General features: G+C 76.3%; 16 protein-coding genes. 7 read left to right on the top strand and 9 right to left on the bottom strand.

All coding sequences use genetic code 11. From position 1 onward, the window contains the following. Window positions 1-26: 26 nt before the first annotated feature. Both AB0D29_RS11215 and AB0D29_RS11210 read left to right on the top strand, forming a co-directional pair. Window positions 27-512, top strand: a complete 486-nt coding sequence (locus AB0D29_RS11215; RefSeq protein WP_362853360.1) for a MarR family transcriptional regulator — start codon at window positions 27-29, stop codon at window positions 510-512. Window positions 513-571: 59 nt separating this feature from the next. Then, a complete protein-coding gene (locus AB0D29_RS11210) occupies window positions 572-1,606 on the top strand; it encodes a PHP domain-containing protein (RefSeq protein ID WP_362853359.1) in 1,035 nt (344 codons plus the stop codon). Window positions 1,607-1,631: 25 nt separating this feature from the next. On the opposite strand, the gene AB0D29_RS11205 is transcribed toward AB0D29_RS11210, so the two are convergent. The 3 genes from AB0D29_RS11205 to AB0D29_RS11195 form a co-directional block, all read right to left on the bottom strand. Then, window positions 1,632-2,831: an NAD(P)/FAD-dependent oxidoreductase gene (locus tag AB0D29_RS11205; RefSeq protein ID WP_362853358.1), complete on the bottom strand. Its 1,200-nt coding sequence runs from the start codon at window positions 2,829-2,831 to the stop codon at window positions 1,632-1,634. Window positions 2,832-2,990: 159 nt separating this feature from the next. After that, entirely contained in the window at window positions 2,991-4,628 is a 1,638-nt protein-coding gene (locus AB0D29_RS11200) for a response regulator transcription factor (protein WP_362853356.1), read from the bottom strand. 41 nt (window positions 4,629-4,669) lie between these two features. Further along, complete coding sequence (locus AB0D29_RS11195) at window positions 4,670-5,620, bottom strand: UbiA family prenyltransferase (protein WP_362853355.1); 951 nt, start codon at window positions 5,618-5,620, stop codon at window positions 4,670-4,672. A 76-nt stretch (window positions 5,621-5,696) separates the two neighbouring features. Between AB0D29_RS11195 and AB0D29_RS11190 the strand changes: the two genes are divergently transcribed. Genes AB0D29_RS11190 through AB0D29_RS11180 form a run of 3 tightly spaced genes read left to right on the top strand, consistent with a single transcriptional unit; the run spans window position 5,697 to window position 8,413 of the window. Then, window positions 5,697-6,755 carry a 3-oxoacyl-[acyl-carrier-protein] synthase III C-terminal domain-containing protein gene (locus tag AB0D29_RS11190; protein WP_362853354.1) on the top strand — a complete coding sequence of 353 codons (1,059 nt, stop codon included), beginning with the start codon at window positions 5,697-5,699 and terminating at the stop codon, window positions 6,753-6,755. 30 nt (window positions 6,756-6,785) lie between these two features. Then, entirely contained in the window at window positions 6,786-7,388 is a 603-nt protein-coding gene (locus tag AB0D29_RS11185; RefSeq protein ID WP_362853352.1) for an isoprenylcysteine carboxyl methyltransferase family protein, read from the top strand. Continuing rightward, entirely contained in the window at window positions 7,385-8,413 is a 1,029-nt protein-coding gene (locus AB0D29_RS11180; protein WP_362853350.1) for an NAD(P)/FAD-dependent oxidoreductase, read from the top strand. The genes AB0D29_RS11185 and AB0D29_RS11180 overlap by 4 nt, the downstream gene beginning before the upstream one ends. Before the next feature lie 94 nt (window positions 8,414-8,507). On the opposite strand, the gene AB0D29_RS11175 is transcribed toward AB0D29_RS11180, so the two are convergent. Then, window positions 8,508-9,512: a hypothetical protein gene (locus AB0D29_RS11175; RefSeq protein ID WP_362853348.1), complete on the bottom strand. Its 1,005-nt coding sequence runs from the start codon at window positions 9,510-9,512 to the stop codon at window positions 8,508-8,510. A gap of 194 nt (window positions 9,513-9,706) precedes the next feature. Between AB0D29_RS11175 and AB0D29_RS11170 the strand changes: the two genes are divergently transcribed. Continuing rightward, entirely contained in the window at window positions 9,707-11,329 is a 1,623-nt protein-coding gene (locus tag AB0D29_RS11170) for a carboxylesterase family protein (protein WP_362853346.1), read from the top strand. On the opposite strand, the gene AB0D29_RS11165 is transcribed toward AB0D29_RS11170, so the two are convergent. After that, complete coding sequence (locus AB0D29_RS11165; protein WP_362853344.1) at window positions 11,313-12,044, bottom strand: hypothetical protein; 732 nt, start codon at window positions 12,042-12,044, stop codon at window positions 11,313-11,315. The genes AB0D29_RS11170 and AB0D29_RS11165 overlap by 17 nt on opposite strands. Before the next feature lie 81 nt (window positions 12,045-12,125). After that, window positions 12,126-12,845 (bottom strand): MOSC N-terminal beta barrel domain-containing protein, encoded by a 720-nt coding sequence (locus tag AB0D29_RS11160; RefSeq protein ID WP_362853342.1) that lies wholly within the window; start codon window positions 12,843-12,845, stop codon window positions 12,126-12,128. Window positions 12,846-12,871: 26 nt separating this feature from the next. Between AB0D29_RS11160 and AB0D29_RS11155 the strand changes: the two genes are divergently transcribed. Beyond that, entirely contained in the window at window positions 12,872-13,351 is a 480-nt protein-coding gene (locus AB0D29_RS11155; RefSeq protein WP_362853340.1) for a hypothetical protein, read from the top strand. On the opposite strand, the gene AB0D29_RS11150 is transcribed toward AB0D29_RS11155, so the two are convergent. The 3 genes from AB0D29_RS11150 to AB0D29_RS11140 are packed head-to-tail and all read right to left on the bottom strand — an operon-like array spanning window position 13,317 to window position 20,568. Next, window positions 13,317-15,170 carry a hypothetical protein gene (locus tag AB0D29_RS11150; protein WP_362853339.1) on the bottom strand — a complete coding sequence of 618 codons (1,854 nt, stop codon included), beginning with the start codon at window positions 15,168-15,170 and terminating at the stop codon, window positions 13,317-13,319. The two genes, AB0D29_RS11155 and AB0D29_RS11150, sit on opposite strands and share 35 nt — an antisense overlap. After that, complete coding sequence (locus AB0D29_RS11145; RefSeq protein ID WP_362853337.1) at window positions 15,167-19,414, bottom strand: DUF5682 family protein; 4,248 nt, start codon at window positions 19,412-19,414, stop codon at window positions 15,167-15,169. Before AB0D29_RS11145 ends, AB0D29_RS11150 begins: the two co-directional genes overlap by 4 nt. Beyond that, window positions 19,411-20,568 (bottom strand): AAA family ATPase, encoded by a 1,158-nt coding sequence (locus tag AB0D29_RS11140; protein ID WP_362853335.1) that lies wholly within the window; start codon window positions 20,566-20,568, stop codon window positions 19,411-19,413. The genes AB0D29_RS11145 and AB0D29_RS11140 overlap by 4 nt, the downstream gene beginning before the upstream one ends. Window positions 20,569-20,585 lie beyond the last annotated feature (17 nt).

The following is a 20,585-nucleotide window of genomic DNA, read 5'->3' as shown; positions in this document are numbered from 1 at the left end:
AGCCTGGTCCGGGTACACTGGCCGACATGACCGAGCAGCCGACCGCGACCCACCCCGACCAGGACTTCCTCCGCCTGGACGGCCAGATCTGCTTCGCGCTGAACGCCGCGAGCCGCGCCTTCGGCGGCCTGTACCGCGTCGTCCTCAAGGACCTGGGGCTCACCTACCCGCAGTACCTGGTGATGCTGGTGCTCTGGGAGCACGGCGAGCTGCCGGTCAAGGAGATCGGGCAGCACCTCCGGCTGGACTCGGGCACGCTGTCCCCGCTGCTCAAGCGGCTGGAGACGGCCGGGCTGGTCCGCCGCGAGCGCAGCACCGAGGACGAGCGCTCCGTCCACGCCCACCTGACCGAGGAGGGCGCCGCGCTGCGCGTGCGCGCCGCGGAGGTGCCCCGGCGGATCGCGGCGGCGACCGGCTTCGAGCTCTCCGAGGTCCTCGACCTCCAGACCCGCCTGAACCGCCTCACCGCCGCCCTCGACGCGGCCGTGCCGCGGGAGGCGGGAGAGGCGTAGCCGCCCCCCGCGCCGGACACTGGTCCGGGAGGCAGGGGGCAGGAGGCAGGAGGTACGCGATGGAACCGGTGGCGGCACTGGACCGGATCGCCTTCCTGCTGGAGCGCGCACAGGCCCCCACCTACCGGGTACGGGCCTTCCGGACGGCGTCCGCGACTCTCGCGCGGATGGGCGGGCGGGAGGTGGCCGAGCGGGTCGCGGCGGGCTCCCTGGAGTCCGTCAAGGGCATCGGCCCCAAGACGGCCCAGGTCGTACGGGAAGCCCTCGACGGGGCGGTGCCCGCCTATCTGCAGACCTTGGAGGACGAGGCCGCCGCGCTCCCCGAGGGACCGCCGGCCACGCCCGCCGCCACCGCGCTGCGGGCAGCGCTCCGCGGGGACTGCCACGTGCACTCGGACTGGTCGGACGGCGGCAGTCCCATCGAGGCGATGGGCCGGGCGGCGGCCGCGCTGGGCCACGACTGGGCCGTACTGACCGACCACTCGCCGCGGCTGACGGTGGCCCGGGGGCTCTCGCCGGAGCGGCTGCGCGAGCAGCTGGGGGTGGTGGCCGAGCTCAACGACACGTGGGCGCCCTTCCGGCTCCTGACCGGGATCGAATGCGACATCCTCGACGACGGGGCGCTGGACCAGGAGCCGGAGCTGCTGGAGCGGCTCGATCTCGTCGTCGGCTCGGTGCACTCGAAGCTGCGGATGGACGCGCCGTCGATGACCCGGCGGCTGCTGGCCGCCGTGCGCGATCCACGGATGGACGTACTGGGCCACTGCACGGGGCGGCTGGTCACCGGACGCACCCGGCCGGAGTCGCAGTTCGACGCCGAGGCCGTCTTCGCGGCCTGCGCGGAGGCGGGTACCGCCGTGGAGATCAACAGCCGGCCCGAGCGCCTGGACCCGCCCCGGCGGCTGCTGCGCCTGGCCGTGGCGGCCGGCACCTTCTTCGCGATCGACACGGACGCGCACGCCCCGGGCCAGCTGGACTGGCAGATCCTGGGCTGCGAACGTGCCGTGGAATGCGGCGTCCCGGTCGAGCGGATCATCAACACCTGGCCCGCGGACCAGCTCCTGACCTGGACCGACACCCGACGCGCCGCATGAGGTCCGCACACCGGCCGTGAGGTCCTCACACCGGCAGGGCTCCGAGGCTTTCCGGCGCGAAGAAGTCGGCGGGCGAGGTGACGCCCGCCGCCACCCTGGCGAAGCCGTCCATGGCCGGGCGGCTGCGGGACACGGCGTCGAGCAGCCGGAGCATCTGCGGTGGCGGCGGGTCCAGGGTGGCCAGCTCGGTGGTGAACTCGTACATCGGCAGGACCTGCCCGTCGCGGCTCTCCTGGTACTCCCGCATGGCCGCGTCGAAGGTCCGGCGGCCGGTGAACGTCCGGTCGAGCGCCCGCACGCACAGTTCCGCGTCGCGGAAGGCGTCCTGGATGCCCTGGGCCGTGATGAAGTCCTTGAGGTACCCGGCGTCGCCGACGAGCGCCCAGCCCGGACCGTAGGGCCGGCGCAGGAAGTTCGGGACCGCCGTGCCGACGAGGCGCTCCACGCGGCGGGCCGACGCGACCCGCTCGGCGAAGGAGGGAACCAGCGCCAGGGTGGCCAGGTAACCGGCCTCGACGTCCGCCCGGTTGGCCCGGAAGTCGCGCATCGGCACCCCGCAGATCACCACGGTCAGGCCGTCGTTGGTGGGCCAGGCGGCGAAGGCCCGGTCCGGCCGGACGTAGGTCTCGAACCGCCCGTCCATCGGCAGGCCGGTCCAGTACGCGTAGTAGCTGCACTGGAGTTTCGGCTTCTGCTCGTAGGCGGCCGCACCGACGGAGCGCGCCACCAGGGAGTGGGCCCCGTCCGCGCCGACGACGACGCGGGCGTGCTCCGTGACGCTCCTGCCGCCCGCCCCGTGCCCCCGGATCCCCGTGACCGCGTCGCCCTCGACGACGAGTTCCTCGACGGTGAACCCCTCCCGCACCTCGGCGCCCGCCCGGTCGGCGGCGTCGACGAGGACCTTGTCCAGGACCCTGCGGCGCGGCGCGTACGCGGCGGCGAACCCGCAGCCCGCCGGTGATCCTTCGATGGTGAACGGCCCGAAGTCGAAGGAGTAGGTGGCGATCGGCGGGCAGCCGCTCGCGAGCACCTCGGGCAGCAGCCCCCAGCGGTCCAGGGCGGCGAGGCCCGGCGGGTGGACGAGGTGGGTGGAGACCGTGTCGCTCGGGAAGGTGGCCCGGTCGGCCAGGAGCACCCGGTAGCCCTTGCGGGCGAGCAGCATCGCCGTCGGTGCGCCGGCGCACCGCGCGCCGACGACCACCACGTCGTGGATCTGGTTCGGCATGACGTCACCTGCCGTCGGTCGGTCCCGGAGGGCGCGCGAGCACCGCGGGGGGGGGGTCGTACGGTGGAAACGCTAGGCGGCGGACCGGATGGTCCGCGTCGGCAGAACGTCCACTCCGCGGCATGGGCAGTTGTGCGCATGCGCACGTGCACGGGATGGTCAGGCCAGGCCGTGCCGGTGTGCGTACGCCGTCGCCGCCGAGCGCGACGACACCCCGAGCTTGGTGAAGATGTTGCTGACGTGACGGGCGACCGTCTTCTCGCTCAGGAACAGGTCGTCCGCGACGGCCCGGTTCGACTTCCCCACCGCGACGTGCCGCAGGACCTCCCGCTCCCGGACCGTGAGCAGGCCCGCCGCCCTGTTCGCGGCCTTGAGCACGCGCTCCTCGGCCCGGAGCAGGTCCGGTACGGCCCCCAGCTCGCGGAAGACGGCCGTGGCGGCCTCGAGCTCCAGCCGTGCGGTGACGTCGTCGCCGCTCTCCCGGCAGGACAGCCCGATGAGCAGGCGGGTCCGCGCGACCTCGTACGGCGCGTCCAGGTCCCGGAACGTCGCCACCGCGTGGCCGAGCACGGCCTGGGCGCCGCGCGCGTCGCCGGACGCGAGCAGGACCGCGCCCCGTGCCTGTCCGCTGATGGCGCTCAGCAGCGGGGAGTCCACGGCCTCGGCGGCCACGGCCAGTTCGTCCGCCGCGGCGCGGGCCTCCTCCGGCTCGCCGGCCGCCAGCATGATCTCCACGTACGCCGGGAGGATCCGGCAGCGCGCGCCGTCGTCGACGGACGCGTCGAGCGCGGTGCGGATCGCGCGGGCGGCGGCTCCCGCGTCCCCGGCCGCGAGCAGCGACAGCGCGAGTCCCGGCTGTGCGCCGTGCCCGAGCCTGCCGGCCTCGCGGTACGCCTCCTGCGCGCGGGCGGTTTCGCCGCGCAGCCGGTGGAGTTCGCCGAGCTGGTAGTACGCGGCGTCGGCGGAGCGGGCCGTCGGCGTCGACCGCAGCCACCGACAGGCGCGGTCCGCCTCGTCCAGGGCGTCGTCCCAGTCCCCGTGCAGCCGCATGACCTCGACGCGGTGGGCCAGGCAGATGCCCCGGTAGGGCACCGATTCCTGCTGCGCGGTGCACCAGCGGGACAGCTCGGCCGTCCATTCCCGGGCCCGGCGCAGGTCGAAGGCGTCGTGACAGGCCGCGATCACCGCGCAGTAGGCCAGTCCGGACACGATCGGGGAGACCTCGCCGGCCGTCACCGCGACCATGGCCTCGTCGAGGAGGCGGATTCCCTCCCGGGCCCGGCCGAGCCTGATCAGGCTCTCGCCGATGCAGACCAGGGCGAAGTTGGTGAGATCGGGGTCCGTGAAGCGTGTCGCGAGGGCCAGGGCGCGTTCGGAGACGGCCAGGGTGTGCTCCGCGTCCCCGGCGAAGTGGCTGCGCAGCCCTTCCAGCGCCAGCAGGTAGCCCTCTTCGAGGGTGTCCGGCTGCCCGTCGTCGAGCAGCCGCCGGGCCCGCGCGGTCCAGCCGGCGCAGCGGGACCACTCCCCGCTCAGCACGAGGTCGAGCCCGAGCCAGAACACGCAGTGGACGGCGCGCGGGACGTCACCGCGGGTCAGCCACGCATGGTGCGCGCGCGTCCACAGGTCGTCGCTCTCGGTGGTCCGGCCGGTCAGGTGCGCGGCGAGGGCGAGCCGCTCGAGGTCCTCGGGATCGAGCGGGTGCTCGCGGTCGGCCTCCGACAGGATCGCGAACACCTCGCCCCACGCGTGCCGCGACCGCGCCGTTTCGGCGGACCGCTGCGCTGCGGCCGGCTCCATGGACCCATTCTCCTCCGGGGTCCCGCCGGAAGGACGGCGGCTCAGGGGCGGAGCTCGAAGAGCAGCAGGACCACATCGGCCGCGGCCACCGCCATGGTGGTCAGGAACGGGAGCCTCCCGGTGGGCCGGCGGGCGGCGAGGAGCAGCGCCGCCGCCGTCGCGGCCAGCAGCCCCCAGCCGTACGCCGTCACGCGCCCCGGCGGTCCCGCGACCAGGGCCGTGGTCGAGCCGAGGACGAGCAGGGCGGCCAGCGCGGCCGAGCGCCGTACGCCGAGCCGCTGGGGCAGTCCCACCACACCGGTGGCCAGGTCGTCCTCGATGTCGGGCAGCACGTTGGCGAAGTGCGCGCCCGCGCCGAGCAGGCCCGCGGCTGCCGTGAGCCACGGTGGCGGCCAGGGCGCGCCCGGAAGCCCGAGGGTGACGAAGGCGGGCAGCAGGCCGAAGGCCAGGGCGTACGGGGCCCAGGAGGCGGCCGTGCTCTTCAGCCGGAGGTTGTAGGCCCAGGCGGCCGCGACACCGACGAGGTGCACGGCGCCGGCGAGGAGTCCGCCGGCCAGCGAGAGCGGGACGCAGAGCAGCAGGGCCAGGGCCGCCGCCCGGGTCACGGCGGCGGCCGACACCGTACCGGCGACCAGGGGTTTGTCCCGTCTGCCGGTGGCCAGGTCGCGCCGCAGGTCGGCGCGGTCGTTGCACCAGCCCACCGACAGTTGTCCGGCGGCCACCGCGCCCACGGTGACGGCCGCTCCCGGCAGGCTGCGGCCCGCGGCGGCCGTCAGGGCGACGCTGAAGAGGGTGACGGCCGCCGCGGGCAGCGGATGGCACGCCGCGAGCAGGCCGGACACGGTGCTTGCGGATCCGGCCGGGAGGTCGGTCCTGGTGGGCGCGTCGGTCTCGGGGGGTTCAGTCGTCTCGGGGGGCGCGGTCGTGTCGGGGGGCGCGGTCGTTTCGGCGGGGGCGGTCGTTTCGGGGGTCTGCGGGGTTCGCGCGGGCACGGCGACACGGTATGCGGCGCCGCGCCCGGTTCTCCTGATTCATAACGATGTGTCAGTTGTTTCCTATGGTGAATCAATGACACGTGTTCTGGCAGTGCGCAGCGTGTTCCCTCCCCATCTCCATACCCAGGCCGAGATCACGGAGGCGCTCGCCCGCTTCATGCCGTCCGGCTCCGATACCGCCCTGCTGCGCCGGGTCCACGCCTCGGTGCGCGTGGAGCGCCGCCATCTCGCGCTCCCGCTGGAGCGGTACGGTCCGGCGAACGACTTCGGCACGACGAACGCCCTGTTCCTCGAGACGGCCCTGGAGCTCGGCGCCCGCGCCCTCGAACTCGCCCTCGCCGACGCCGGCCTGACGCCGGGCGAGCTCGACCTGGTCATGTCGACCACGGTGACCGGGCTCGCGACGCCCTCGCTGGAGGCCCGGCTCGCCACCCGCGCCGGGCTCCGGCCCGACGTGCGGCGGGTGCCGCTCTTCGGCCTCGGCTGCGCGGCCGGCGCGGCCGGTGTCGGCCATCTCCACGACCATCTGACGGGCCGCTCCGGCCATGCGGCCCTGCTGCTGTCCACCGAGCTGTGTTCGCTCACCCTCCAGTCCACGGACACCTCGATGGCGAACCTCGTGGCCGGAGCCCTCTTCGGCGACGGCGCGGGCGCCCTGCTGGCCGTCGGGCGCGACCATCCGCTGCACGCCACCGGCGCCGGGCCCGAGGTCGTGGCGGCCCGCAGCCGGCTCTATCCGGGCACCGAGCACCTCCTCGGCTGGGACATCGGGCACTGGGGGATGCGCATGGTGCTCGGCCGTGAACTCCCCGACCTGGTCAGGCTGCACGTGGCCGAGGAGGTCGAGACCTTCCTCGCCGCGCACGACCTCAAGCCCCCGGACGTCGACGCGTGGATCTGCCATCCGGGCGGCCCGAAGATCCTCGACGCGCTCTCGGACGCACTCGCGCTGCCGGAGCAGGCCTTCGCCGCGAGCCGCCGTTCGCTCGCGGCCGTGGGCAACCTCTCGTCCGCCTCGGTCCTGCACATCCTGGACGGTGTCCAGAGCGCGGGGCCGCCGCCCGGATCGGTCGGCCTGATGCTCGGCTTCGGCCCGGGCTTCGCCTCCGAACTCGTCCTCCTCCGCTGGTGACCCGACGAACGCGATGGACCCGGTGACCTCATGACCTCCTTGACCTCCTTCACCTCCTTGACCTCCCTTCCCTCCTCCCTCGGCCCGTACCTGCTGCTCATCGGACTCGTCGTCGCCGAGCGCCTCGCCGAGCTGATCACGGCCCGCCGCCACACCGCCTGGAGCCTGGCCCGGGGCGGACGCGAGTACGGCCGCGGCCACTACCCGGCCATGGTCGCCCTGCACACCGCGCTGCTGGTGGGCTGCGTGGTGGAACCCCTGGCCGCCGGCCGGCCGTTCGTCCCCCTGCTCGGCTGGTCGGCCCTCGGCGTCGTCATGGCCGCCCAGGGCCTGCGCTGGTGGTGCATCGCCACCCTCGGGCGGCGCTGGAACACCCGGGTGCTCGTCGTCCCCGGTCTGCCGCTGGTGGAGGCGGGACCGTACCGGCTGCTGCGCCATCCCAACTACGTGGCGGTGGTCGCCGAAGGGATCGCGCTCCCGCTCGTGCACTCGGCCTGGCTGACCGCGCTCGGCTTCACCGTGCTCAACCTGCTCCTGCTGCGCGTCCGGATCGGCTGTGAGGACGCCGCCCTGACGGACGGCGGCCGGCTGCGCGCCGCCGCTTCCGTCCCGTCCGCGGGCGCCAGGCCGTGATCGACCTGCTGATCGCGGGCGGCGGTCCGGCCGGGCTGGCCACCGCCATCCACGGCGCCCTCGCCGGCCTGGAGGTGGTGGTCGTGGAGCCGAGGCCCACGCCCATCGACAAGGCCTGCGGGGAGGGCCTGATGCCGGGCGGCGTACGCCGGCTGCTGGAGCTGGGCGTCCCCGTGGCCGGGCAGCCGTTCCGCGGCATCCGGTACGTCGACGGCGTCAGCGGCCGGCACGCGGAGGGCCTCTTCCGGTCCGGCCCGGGCCTCGGTGCCCGGCGGACGGTGCTGCAGGCCGCACTGGCCGAACGCGCCGCGCAGCTCGGCGTACGGGTGCTCCGGCAACGCGTCGACCAGGTGCGCCAGGACGTCCACCACGTCAGCGCGGCCGGGCTGACCGCCCGCTACCTCGTGGCCGCCGACGGGCTGCACTCCCCCGTCCGGCGCGGACTCGGGCTCTCGGCGCCGGCCGCGCCGCGCAGGCCGGCCCGCTACGGACTGCGCCGCCACTACGCCGTGGCGCCGTGGAGCGACCTCGTCGAGGTGCACTGGTCGGCGCGGTGCGAGGCCTACGTCACCCCGCTGGCGCCCGACCGGGTGGGCGTGGCCGTGCTGACCACCGAACAGGCCCCGTTCGACGTACAGCTCGCCCGCTTCCCGCTGCTGGCGGAGCGCCTGGGCGCGGACGCGGCCGGTACGCCGGTGCGCGGGGCCGGGCCGCTGCGCCAGGGGGCGCGCGTACGGGTGGCCGGGCGGGTGCTGTTCGTGGGGGACGCGGCGGGGTACGTGGACGCGCTGACCGGCGAGGGCCTCACCCTCGCCGTGACGGCGGCGGGCGAGCTGGTGCGCTGCGTGCGGGAGGGCCGGCCGGCGGCGTACGAGCAGGCGTGGCGGGACCTGTCGCGCGCCTACCGCACCCTCACCGCTTCCCTGCTCTGGGCCCGTCACCAGCCGCGGCTGGCCCCGCGGATCGTCCCGTTGGCCGCCCGGCTCCCCCGCGTGTTCACCGGGGCGGTGAACCTGCTCGCCTGACACGGCACGCCTGACTCGACACACATGACGACACACATGACACGGCACCCCGCGCACGGGGCGCGGGGTGCCGGTCGGGCGGAGGGGCCTCGGGTCAGGCCGAGTTCTCCTGACGGTTCCTCAGGGCCAGTCCGGCGAGGACCGCGCCGGCCGCCGCGCACAGCACGACGGTGACGCCCGCCCAGGCCAGGGTGGAGCCCACGGCGCCGGCCAGCGGGTCGAAGCCCGCCGATCCGCCGAGGACGTGCAGGGCTACGACCGCGGTGCCCGTGACCGCGCCGGCCCGCCACACCCCGGGGGTGTCGCGGAGCGCCACGAGCGCCCCGATCCCCAGGCAGAGCACCGCGACGAGGAGGGGCAGGAAGTCGGCGGGGGCCGCGGACGGCAGGGCCGTCAGGTCGTTCGGCAGGTGCAGCGCACCACTGACGAGCAGGGCGAGCGCGACGGGCCAGCGCAGTACGTGCCGCAGGGCCGGGGAGCCGGCCTGTTCGGCGACGGGGGCGGTGCGCCGGCGCGGGTCGTGCTGCCGCTGGGGCCGCTCCTGCTGCCGCTCCGGGCGCCGCTCCTGGTACGGCGCGTCGTACAGCTCCGTGTACGGCAGCTCGTACGGCTCGTCGAACCGCTCGTCGTACGGCTCGTCCTCGGACTCGTGGTGGCGCTCCTCGTCGTCCTGCTCGGGGGGACCGGCCCGGCGCTGCCGGTCCGCCGTACCGGGCTCGTCCTTCCCGAGGATGGTGACCAGCAGGGCCACGTCCTCGATGGACCGTCCGACGGCGGCGGCGCGCAGCGTGATGTCCGCTTCGACCACCTCGTGCGGCGACTCGCCCAGGAGGGCGACCATCCGTTCCACGTCCTGTACGGGCCGGGTCACGGCGGCCGTGCGCAGCGCCTCGTGTCCGGCGTCGGGCAGCCGGCCGCCCTCCTTGAGGAGGCTCACCAGGGCGGTGACCTCCTCGAGGGGACGGCAGGTGGCCGCCGCGTCCAGCAGGGTCCGCATGCGCTGTGTGTTCGGCGCGTCCGGCGCGTCCGGTGCGGTGGAGTCGGGGGTCCCGCGGCGGTCTTCGTTGGGCGTCGTCGCGAGGGTGATGGGGTCATTCATGGAAAGCTCCGTTCGCCGACGCGCGGGTCTACACATCGCGCGCCGGTCATCGTGCGTCATGGGAAGCGCACGCTTTGTTACATTGAGTGCCTGTTCTGCTCACTGCGCCATTCGGGGCGGGCAAACGGGGGTGTCCACGGTGGCCGCCCGGGCCCACCCGGCTTCCACGGGGAAAGGTCGTCGGAGTGCCCGACATGCGCCAGGTCCGACGACGGTGCTCGCTGCTGCTGCCGGTCGTGTTGCTCCTGCTGGGCGCCGCGGCTCCGCCGGAGCGGCCCGCCGTGGACACCGAACCCGTGGTGAGCACCGACCGGGGACCCGTACGCGGCCGGACGCACGGCGCGTACAACACCTTCGAGGGGATCCCCTTCGCCGCTCCCCCGATCGGCCCCCTGCGCTGGCGGCTCCCCGAGCCGGCGGCGCGGTGGGAGGGCGTACGCGATGCCGGGGCGCCCGGGGCGCGCTGCGTGCAGCTGCCGCCGGTCGGGTCGGGCGGGCCGAGCGGCTCCGAGGACTGCCTGTACCTCAACGTCACCGCTCCGGCCGGCGGCCGTGATGCCTCGGGCCGGCTCCGGCCCGTCATGGTCTGGTTCCACGGCGGCGGCTTCGTCAACGGCGCGGGCGACCTCTACCGGCCCGACCGGCTGGCCGAGCGGGGCGGGGCCGTGGTGGTGACGGTCAACTACCGGCTGGGCGTCTTCGGCCTCTTCGCCCATCCGGAGCTCGGCGGGGCCCCCGACTTCGCCCTGGCGGACCAGCGGGCGGCGCTGCGCTGGGTGCGGGCGAACGCGGAGCGCTTCGGCGCGGACCCGCGCAACGTCACCCTCTTCGGTGAATCGGCGGGGGCCCTCAGCGTCTGCGCCCACCTCGCCTCACCTCCCTCCGCGGGCCTCTTCCACAAGGCGATCGTGCAGAGCGGGTCGTGCTCGACCACGATGCTTCCCGGGACGGTGCTGCCCGGCCTCGGCCGGTACGAGCCCTTCGTGCCCGAGCGGCGCACGGTCGAGGAGGGCGCCCTGGCGGCGGCCCGGCTCGGCTGCGGCCGGTCCACCGGAGTGCTGGACTGCCTGCGCCGCCGGGACTCCGACACCCTCGCGACCGCCGACCTCATGCAGCGCTTCTCCCTGGTCTCCTACGGCAACGGCACGCTGCCGCTGGAGCCCCGGCGGGCGCTGGAGGCCGGGCGGTTCCACCGGGTGCCGGTGATGCAGGGCAGCAACCAGGACGAGATGCGCATCTTCGTCGCACAGACCCTGGCCGCGTATCCGATCGGCGACGAAGCCACGTACCGGGCCCGGCTGGAGCTGTCCTTCGGCGCCCCGGCCGCCCGTGCCGTGGAGGCCCGCTATCCGGTGTCGGCCTACCCGACCCCGGCCGTCGCGTGGGCCACGCTGCTGTCGGACGCTTCGTTCATCTGCCCGGCGTTGCGGGACGGCGCGGCGCTGGCCCGGCACGTGCCGACGTACGAGTACCGGTTCAGCGACCGTGGCGCGCCCAACTTCACCGGCCTGCCGGAGGTGCCGGGGCTGCCGTACGGCGCTTCCCACGGCTTCGAACTGCCGTACCTGTTCACGATGGCTCCGCTGAGCGCCCCGCAGGAGCAGCTCGCGGACCGGATGACCGGCTACTGGACCGGATTCGCCCGCACGGGCGTTCCGACGGCGCCGGGGGCCCCGGAGTGGCCGCGCCACCGGTCGGCGGCGTCCGTGCTGTCCCTGGCGCCGGGCGCGGGCGGGATCCGTACGGTGGACGCGCGGGCCGAACACCACTGCGCGCTCTGGGACGCGCAGTGGCCCGGAGTCACCACTTCTGGGTGATGACGTCGTAGTCGTGGGCGCGGAGGGTGAGGGTGCCGGTGTCGCCGTAGACCTGGCGCCGCCATGCGGTGAAGACGTCGGCGATCCGGCGGGCGTCCTCGGCGGCGCCCTTGCCCACCTGCCCGGTGGTGAAGGTGATGCGTGCCTCGCCTTCCGCGCGGACCTTGCGGACGCGGGTCTCCCTGAGGCGGATGTCGCTGTCCTGGTCGGTGCGGCGCTTGTCGTAGTAGGCGTTGAAGTCCCGGGTCATGTCGAACCAGTCGGCCGGGCCGCAGGGGCCGCCGCCATTGCCCATCTCGCCGTCGGTGGGCGGGCCCACGTATCCGCCGGTCTCCTGGTCGGTGGGCGGACCGGCAGGGGCACCCGTGTCCTCATCCGTCGGCGGACCGGCGGGAGCTCCCGTGTCCTCATCGGTGGGCGGACCGGCAGGTGCACCCGTGTCCTCATCCGTGGGCGGACCGGCAGGTGCCCCCGTGTCCTCGTCCGTGGGCGGACCGGCGTAGCCGCCGGTCTGCTGGTCCGTCGGGGGGCCGGCGTCGCCGCCCTTGCCCTCGTCCGTCGGCACGTCGAGATCGCATTCGGCCGGCGCGAGCGTGGGAACGCCGGCGGGCGGCGCGGCCTGCCCCGCCCGGGTGGTCCCGCACCCCGCCAGAACGGCGCACAGGAGCCCCGCCACCACCACGCGTCCCGTCACGGACCTCGCTGCGATTGTCATGACCATCCACTCTCCCCCTTTGGCCATGAAGAGGTGATCCGGGCGGTCCCGGTTCCGCCCCGGCTCACCTGATCGCGGCCGCTACGCGAGGACGACGCGCTCCCCGACCCGGACCGTTCCCGGTGTGATGACGCGGGCGAGCATGTCGAGGCGGTTGTCGTGCGCCTTGGCGATGGCCTTCAGGATCAGCGGCGAGTGCGGAAGGTCCTGCTGCGCCTGGTTGGTCATCACGCACCGCTCGCTGGAGCGCAGGAACTCGATGTGGAGGGCGTCTCCCACCCGGGCCTTGCGGCCGATCCACTCGTCCTCGACGAACGGCGGGGTGCCGGGCGGGGTGCGCAGCAGGAGGTTCGGCCGGAACCGGCGTTCGTCGACCGGTACCTCCGGCACCTCGTCGCGGATCCAGTCGAGGGTGGCCGTCGTCAGGACGCTGAGCGGCAGCTGGTCGAAGTGCGAGACCTCGCCCTCGCGGGCCAGCTCGACGTCGTCGCGGCCGAGGTGGGTGCGGAGGTACGCCGTGGGGTCGGCCACCACGCGTCCGTGCGGGTCGATCAGCTCCGGCAGGCCCGGCTCCTGGTCGCCGGGCGCGTAGCGGGAGCTCAGGTGGAGCAGCCCGTCCATCCGCCGGAAGCGCCGGGTGTTCTTGCCCGAGCCGAACTTCCCCTCGGCGTCCCGCACCGCGTACAGCCGGTCGCCCGCCAGGCCGCGCTCGTCGACCCGTACGCCGCGCAGCCGTTCGCCGCCTGTCGACTTGATCGGGTACCGCCAAATCCGCTCTATCACGCCCGCGTTCTCTGCCACCGGCACGACGGTACTACGGTGGGATCATGACCGGTTCCCTGGTCCGTCCCCTCCTCTACCTCGATGTCGACGGCCCCCTCATCCCCTTCGGCGCGGGGCCGTACCCGCCCGGGGACGGTGCCGATCCGCTGCTCGCCCGGATCGATCCCGCGCTCGGGCCGCGGCTGGCGGCGCTGCCGTGCGAGCTGTGGTGGGCCACGACCTGGATGGCGGAGGCCAACGAGTGCGTCGCGCCCCGGCTCGGCCTCCCGGAGCTGCCGCTGGTGGCCTGGCCGGAGCCGTCCGACGCCGACGGGCGGGGCGGGATCCACTGGAAGACCCCGGCCCTCGTCGCGCACGCGGCCGGACGGCCCTTCGTCTGGGTCGACGACGAGATCACCGGCGCCGACCGGGACTGGGTGGCCGCCCGGCACCCCGGCCGGGCGCTCCTGCACCGCGTGGATCCCGGCCGTGGGCTGGGCGGGGCGGACTTCACCGCCCTGTGGGCGTGGCTCCGTTCGGCATAGCGGCCCAGGACGCGGCGACCAGCGAGCGTTCCGCCGCCGCGAGGTGGGTGGCCGCGGCCAGCCAGGCCCAGGCGTACCCGTCGGGCGAGGGGTCGGTGAGCCGGCCGAAGGCGTTGCGGGGGCGGCGGTCGGCCTCGGCGGCCAGGGCCGCGGACAGCTCCGCGGCCGCGGTGAGCCCGGCCCGGCGCAGCGGGCCGAACGAGGCCAGGGGCGCCGTACCGCGGCCCGCTTCGGCGACGGCGCGGCGGCCGCCCGCGACCCCGGTCTCCAGGAGGCGGCGTACTCGCCACAGCGGGGAGTCGGCCAGCGGGTCCGGCCCCTGTCCCTCGGCCGCCGGGACCTGCCCGGGGGCGTCGGCCGGTGGCGGGAAGTGGATGCCCTGGAGGCGGTCGTAGCCGAGGTCGGCGCGGCCCAGCCATTCCTCGGGCAGCCGCAGCGTGTACGGCGCGCCGGGCACCGGGCCGACGGCGAGGGGGCGCAGCGTGGCGGCGCGGTCCAGGTCGGGGCGGCCCAGGACGCGCAGCCGCAGCCCGGGGTGCGCGGCGATCCGGCGCAGGTTCGCCGTGTGCGGCAGCTCGGGGTGGGGGTGCGCGGGCAGCAGCCGCAGGAGCGGGGCGTCCGGGCGTGCCTCGCGGACGAGGAGGTGTTCGCCGGCCGCGCCCACGACGGTGACGTCGCAGCCGAGCAGCGCGGACTCGGCTCCCTCCGGATCGGCCAGCAGCTCGGCGACGGCCTCGGCGGGCGGGCGGGCGAAGAGCGGCGCGGCGGGCTGCTCGGTCCAGAGCGTGCCGCGCAGCGGGGTCGCCCTGACCCCGCGTCCGGCGCCGAGCCGGCCCTCGGCGGAGACCGTCGCGCCGACGATGCGCAGGCCGCCGCGGGCGAGACCGGCGTGGTCGAGGGTGGCGCCGCCGAGGGCGACGGAGGCGGAGCCGGCGCCGCGGGCGCGGGCCAGGCCGCCGGGGCGGACGTCGGACACCGAGTAGCGGGCGCCGTCGGGGGCCAGCAGGTGGGTGACGACTCCGCCGTATCCGGTGGCGGAGAGCACCGGTTCCCGGCACAGGCCGTGCACCTGGAGGCTGCCGCCGGGCGCGTAGGCGCGGCGGGCGGTGCCGGTCAGCGCGGGGTCGGCCGCTCCGGAGGCCAGCACGCCGGCGGTGTGCAGGAGTTCGCGGAAGGCGTCGGTGAGGGCGCCGAGCCGCTGCGTGGCCCGGCGTTCCCGGGCGGCGCGCAGGCCGCGTACGACCCGGAGGGCGGCGGCCTCGGCGCGCGGCAGCCCGGCGAGGCGGGCGGTGTGGGCGGCGCGCAGCAGCTCGGCCTGGACCACGGCGCCGCCGGCGGTGACTCCGGCGGCGAGGGCTTCGGCTGCGGCGTGCCAGAGCGCGGCCGCGGCGCCGAGCTGGGCCTGGGTGAGGGCCGGTGCCGGGCCGGCCGGCTCGGCGGACCCGGCGGACCCGGCGGACCCGCCGGGCCCGGACTCCGTCGGGGCTTCCGCCTCGGGCCGTTCCACGGGCGGTGGCGGCGGGGCCGCGTCCGCGAGCGGGGCCGCGCCCAGTGCGGCGGCCCGGTGGAGGCAGCGGGGCGCCAACAGGCAGCTGCACGTGGCCTGTCCGGCCTCGGTGACGGTGCCCGAAGGGCCCGGGCGCAGGGTGACGAGGGCGTCCTCGCCGAAGCGGACGGTGACGCTGCCGTCCGCCTCACGGGCGGCGCCCGCCACGCAGCCCTCGGTGGCGGCGTCCAGCTTCTTGCGCAGGCGGGCGGTGAGGTTCTCGACCGCTTCGGCGAGCACCTCGGGTGCGACGGGCGGCAGTTCGGTGCTCAACGGGACTCTCCACGGAGGCGGTCGCCCACCCAGCGGGCGAGGGCGAGGGGGCTGAGGGCTGCCACGGGCATGCCGGCCGCGACGAGTTGCCGCGCGACCGGGACCGAGTACCGGGGCGTTCCCGCGTCGTCGAGCGCGGCGCAGCCCATCAGGTGGGCGCCGGAGGCGGCCAGCGCGCGGACCTCCCCGAGGAGCCCGCCGATCGGGGCGCCCTCCTCGAAGTCGCTGACCACCACGACGAGGGTGCGGCTGGGGACGGTGATCAGGGTGCGGGCGTGCGCGAGGCCGGCGGCGATGTGCGTACCGCCGCCGACGCGGACCTCCAGCAGCAGCGAGAGCGGGTCGTCGACGCGGTCGGTGAAGTCCACGACCTGGGTGGAGAAGGCGAGGAAGTGGGTGGACAGGGTCGGTACGCCGCCCAGCACGGCCGCGGTCAGCGCGGACCAGATGACGGACGCCTCCATCGAGCCGGAGACGTCGACGACGAGGATCAGCCGCCAGTCGGCCTCGCGGTTCGCCCGGGTGCTGAAGACGGGCCGCTCCGGTACGACGACGACCGTGCCGTCGGCCCGTCGCCGGGTGTGCGCGAGGTTGGCGCGCAGGGTCCGGGCCAGGTCGAGTCTGCCGCCGGGGCGGCGGGTGGGACGCGGGGTGGCGAGGCCGGAGAGGGCCGGGCGCAGGCGGGTGGCCAGCTCCTTGGCGAGCTCGTCGACCAGCCGCCTGACCAGGGGTCGCAGACGGGCGAGTTGGGCCTCCGGGAGCCCGCCGGCCAGGGACAGTACGGAGCTCAGCAGTTCCACGGAGGGCCGTACGGTCGCCGGGTCGAGCTGGGCGAGCACGTCGGTGCGGCCCGCTTCGGCGGCGCCGGCGAGCACTTCCTCCCGTACGTCCGCGCCGAACAGTGCCTCCAGCTCCTGCGACCACTCGCGGGCGGTGGGGAAGGAGGCCTCCTGGCCGCCGCCCTGGCCGCCCCCTTGGCCGGAGTCGAGGTCGGACGCGCCTTCGCCGCGCCCGGTGCCGTACAGCTCGTCCAGTGCGTGGGCGTAGCGGCGGGCGCCCGCGGGGAGGCGGTCGCGTTCGCGGCCGAGCAGCAGCCGCCAGCGGTCTGCGGGGGCGAGCCGGTGTTCCTCGGCCTCGGGGGTCCCGGCGGGCGGGGCGTCGGGAACGTCCGGGCCCGGGGCGGGTGCCTCCGCTGCGGGCAGCGGGAGGGCCTTGAGCGCGGCGAGGCCGGCGGCGTCGGCCGCGGCCCAGAGGGCGAGCAGGGCGGGCGACGCGTCGAGTGCGAGGTCGATCCGGTCGCCGAGCCGCTCGGTGACGGTGTCCAGCAGCCGGTCGCGGGCGGCGGGCGACAGGGCGTCGAAGCCGCCGCGCAGCGCGGGGAGGCGGTCCAGGAAGTCCTGGTCGGCGAGGCTCTCGACGCGGGCGAGGAGCGGGGTCAGGGCGGCGGGCGAGGACCCCAGCAACGGGCCCGCGGCGGTGAGGAGTCCGGCGAGCCGGCGGGTCAGGGCGCGCCTGCTGTCGGCGGTGCCGGCGGCGTCGATCCATCCGGCGGCGCGGTCGCCGAGCCCGGCGGCCGGGTCGAGGTCGAGGAGGACCCGTACGGCCAGGGCGGCGCCCTGCATCAGCGGGGACGCGGAGGCCGCCAGGCCGGCGAGGGCCTCGTCCGTGCGCAGGCCGAGGTGGTGGGCGGCGGCGCGGTCGGCGAGGGCCACGAGGGCGGCCGCGTCGGCGGGGTCGTCGCTGCCGGCGAGGCCGGGCAGCGAGCGTACGGCCGCTTCGAGGAGGTCCGCGGTGAGGGCGGCGGCGGTGGCGCGGGACCCGTCCGAGGTGCCGGGGAGGTGGCCGCGGTGCAGGGCCTCCAGGAGGTCGAGGGCGTCGAGGAGTTCGGGCAGGGTCGCCGTCTGCGGCAGGGCGGTGGCCGCCTCGTGGAGGCGTACGTCGACCAGCTCGGGCAGATCGCAGCGCGCGGCGGCGGCCAGCCCGGCGAGGATCTGCGCCGGGGTCGGCCCACCGTCGGCGGCGGCCCGGCGGGCGGTGTCGCGCAGGGTTCCGGCGGCCGCCTGGGCGGCGGTGACGCCGCGGACCCCGGCGAGATCGAGGCGGGCCGGGACGGAAGGCGTCCAGGACAGCCGCCACTTGGTGCCGAGGGCGGTGCCGTCGCCGGTGGCGGCCACGGTGAGGGGCTCCCCGTAGGAGGCCCCGCACACGAGGAGCCGCTGCAGCAGGACCTCGCGGCGGCCGTCCAGGGCGGAGCGCAGCGGGTCGAGGCGGACCTCGCGGGAGGCGGGCTCGTCGGGGCCGGGCAGCCGCAGTTCCGTCAGCTCGGCCTCGACGGAGGGGCCGAGGCCGGAGCGGGGGGCGTGCGGGGTGATCCGCCCGCGGGCGGTGCCGACGAGCACGGCCTCGAGGGCGCGGGCCAGCGCGCGGCCGCGGCCGAGCGGTTCGCCCTGGCCGAGGACGGTGGTGACGGCTTCGAGGAGCTCGCCGCGGCCGGGGGCGGGCAGCCCGCGCAGGACGGCGAGGTCGCAGGCGAGCCGCAGGGTCTCGGCGGCCTCGCCGGTGCCGGCGGTGTGGCCGGCCCGGCGCAGCTCCCGGCAGAGCCGGACGACGGCGACGGAGGCCGCCTCCCGGACCCGCCCGGGGTCCCCGCCGGCCTCCAGAACGGCCTGCTGCCAGAGCGGATCCCGGATCCCGGCGGGGTACCCGGAGCGGGAGTCGAGCAGGTCGAAGGAGTACGGCACGAAGGAGGTGACGGCCCCCTCCGCCCCTGCGCCAGGACCGGCATCCGCCGTCCTCGCGGCCCGAGGCCCCGGCACCGAACCGCCGACCGGCGCCCCCGCGCCGCCACCGCCGGACCCGGTCCCGGCGTCCACGCCTACGAGGGCCGGGGCTGCCTCAACGAGCCCCGTGCCCACGGGGGCGGACCCGCCCCCGGCGCCCGCGCCCGCCGGGGCGACGGCAACGGGCCCGGCACCCACACCCGCACGGGCCGGCGCCACCTCGGCGGGGCCGGTCCCGGCACCTTGGCGCGCGCGGTCGGCAACAGCAGGGCCGGTCCCGGCGCTCGCGTCGAGGAGCGTGGGGTCGGCAGCGACCGCCCCGGCCCCCACGTCCACACCCGCAAAAGAGGAGTCCGCAGCGCCAGGACCCGTCCCGGCAGCCACACCCTGGCGGGCGCCGTCGGCAGCAGCCGGGCCGGTCCCGGCGCTCGCGTCGAGGAGCGTGGGGTCGGAAGCGGCCGGGCCGGCCCCCGCGTCAACACCCGCAAGAGAGGAGTCCGCATCGGCAGGACCGGTCCCGGCTGCCACACCCGGGCGGGTGCGGTCGGCGGCGGCCGGGCCGGTTCCGGCACCCTGGCGGGCGCCGTCGGCAGCGGCCGGGCTCGTTGTGGCGCCGGCGCGCGCCGGGTCTGCGGCGGAGGCGTCCGCGCCCAGGAGGGCCGGGGCGTGGAAGGCGCCGATCACGGCGGCCACCCGGTGGCCCGCGGCGGTGGCGCCGGCGATGACGGAGCGCATGTGGGACTCGCGGGCCAGGTCCCTGGCCGGTGGGGTGGAGTCGGCGCGCAGCGCCCAGCCGACGCCGAGCGCGGCCCGGCGCACGGCTTCCGGGGAACAGCCCGGTGCGAGGACCTCGACGGCGCGGTCCCACAGATCGTCACCGTCCCGGCCGGTACCGGCGGCGGTGAGCGCGTCCGCGAAGGACCGCCCCCGCGGCGCCCGCGCATCCGGCTCGAAGCCCGACTCCGCCGGAGTCGCAGCGTCGGGGCCTGCCGGGTACGGGGTCGAGCCGACGGGCTTCGCCCCGCCCGGGATCGGCCCCGCCGTGACCGCCGGGTCGGGGTCCGGGCCCGTGGGACCGGCCGGGGCCGGCTCCGCGGGCTCGGCCGTCCAGGCGGGGGACGGGAGGGGGAGGTCGCAGCAGAGGACGGTGGCGCCGGTGCGGCGGGCCCAGCGGATGGCGGCCAGTTCCGGGGAGAAGTCGGCGAACGGGTAGAACGCCAGGCGGCCGTCGCCGTCGGTGCCCGCGAGGGCGACGGGGGCGACGGTCTCCGGGTCGGCCAGGTGCTCCAGCCACGGCTGGAAGTCCGCCGGGAGCTCGACGCAGACCACGTCCGCGCCCGAGGCGTCCAGCAGCTCGGGCACCACGGCGGCCAGCGCCGGGCTGTGGTGGCGCACCCCGATGAGGTACGGCTCGCGGGTCGCGGCGAGGTCGTCCACCGCCGCGCGCGGGTCGGTGTGCGTCAACGCAGGCTCCCGCGCAGGTCCCAGAGGCGGCGCCACATCGCCGAACCGTCCTCGGCGCGGCGGCGCACCGGGCCGTCCCAGTAGCCGAGGAGGCGGCCGTGGTCGGCCGGGTCGTCCTTGCGGACCACGCCCAGCAGGTGCCCCGGCAGCAGGTCCAGCACGTCCCCGCCCGGCAGGTACGCGGCCGCGACCCCGAGCGAGGCCGCCACCTGCACGGCTTCGGCGGTGGACATGACCGTACCGGGGCGCTCCACGTCCCAGCCCTCGGCGGAACGCCCGGAGCGCAGGTCGCGGAAGACGGTGACGAGCGCGTCGAGGACGGCGTCGTCGACGCCGAAGGCCGCGCCGGCCCGCTCGACGGCGGCGACCGCCTGCCGGCGGATCAGCGTGGCCTCGGCGTCCGCGTCGGCGATCGGGGCGACCGTCTCGAAGTTGAAGCGCCGCTTGAGGGCGGCGGACATCTCGGAGACGCCGCGGTCCCGCAGGTTGGCGGTGGCGATGACGGTGAAGCCGGGGGCCGCGGAGACCACGGCGTCCTCGGTGGCGGTCAGTTCGGGCACGCTGATCCGCCGGTCGGACAGGATCGACACCAGCGCGTCCTGCACCTCGGGCAGGCAGCGGGTGATCTCCTCGACGCGGACCACGCGTCCGGTGCGCATGGCGGAGAGCAGCGGGGAGTCGACCAGGGCTCCGGAACTGGGCCCCTGCGCGAGCAGCAGCGCGTAGTTCCAGCCGTAGCGGAAGGCGTCCTCGGTGGTACCGGCCGTGCCCTGGACGGTGAGGGCGCTGGTGCCGCTGACGGCGGCGGCCAGCAGCTCGGACAGCATGGACTTGGCGGTGCCGGGCTCGCCGGTGAGGAGCAGGCCGCGCTCTCCGGCGAGGGTGACGACGCAGCGCTCCACCAGGGCGCGTTCGCCGACGAACTTGGGGGCGATGGCCAGCTTGGCGGGGAGCCCGGCGCGGCGCTTGGGCAGGGCCAGCTCGGCTCCGTCGCTGCCGCAGACGAAGGTGACGACGGCGCGCGGGGTGAGGGCCCAGCCGGGCGGCCGGGGGCCGGGGTCCTGGGCGGCGAGGAAGTCGAGTTCGGCGGCGTACCGCTCCTCGGCGGGCAGTACCTGCCGGGCGGCGGGGACGGATGGTGCGGTGACGGTCATCGGGGTCCTCCTGGACG

Source organism: Streptomyces sp. NPDC048424, assembly GCF_040651555.1.
Taxonomy (GTDB): domain Bacteria; phylum Actinomycetota; class Actinomycetes; order Streptomycetales; family Streptomycetaceae; genus Streptomyces.
This window is presented reverse-complemented; position numbering and strand designations above follow the sequence as displayed.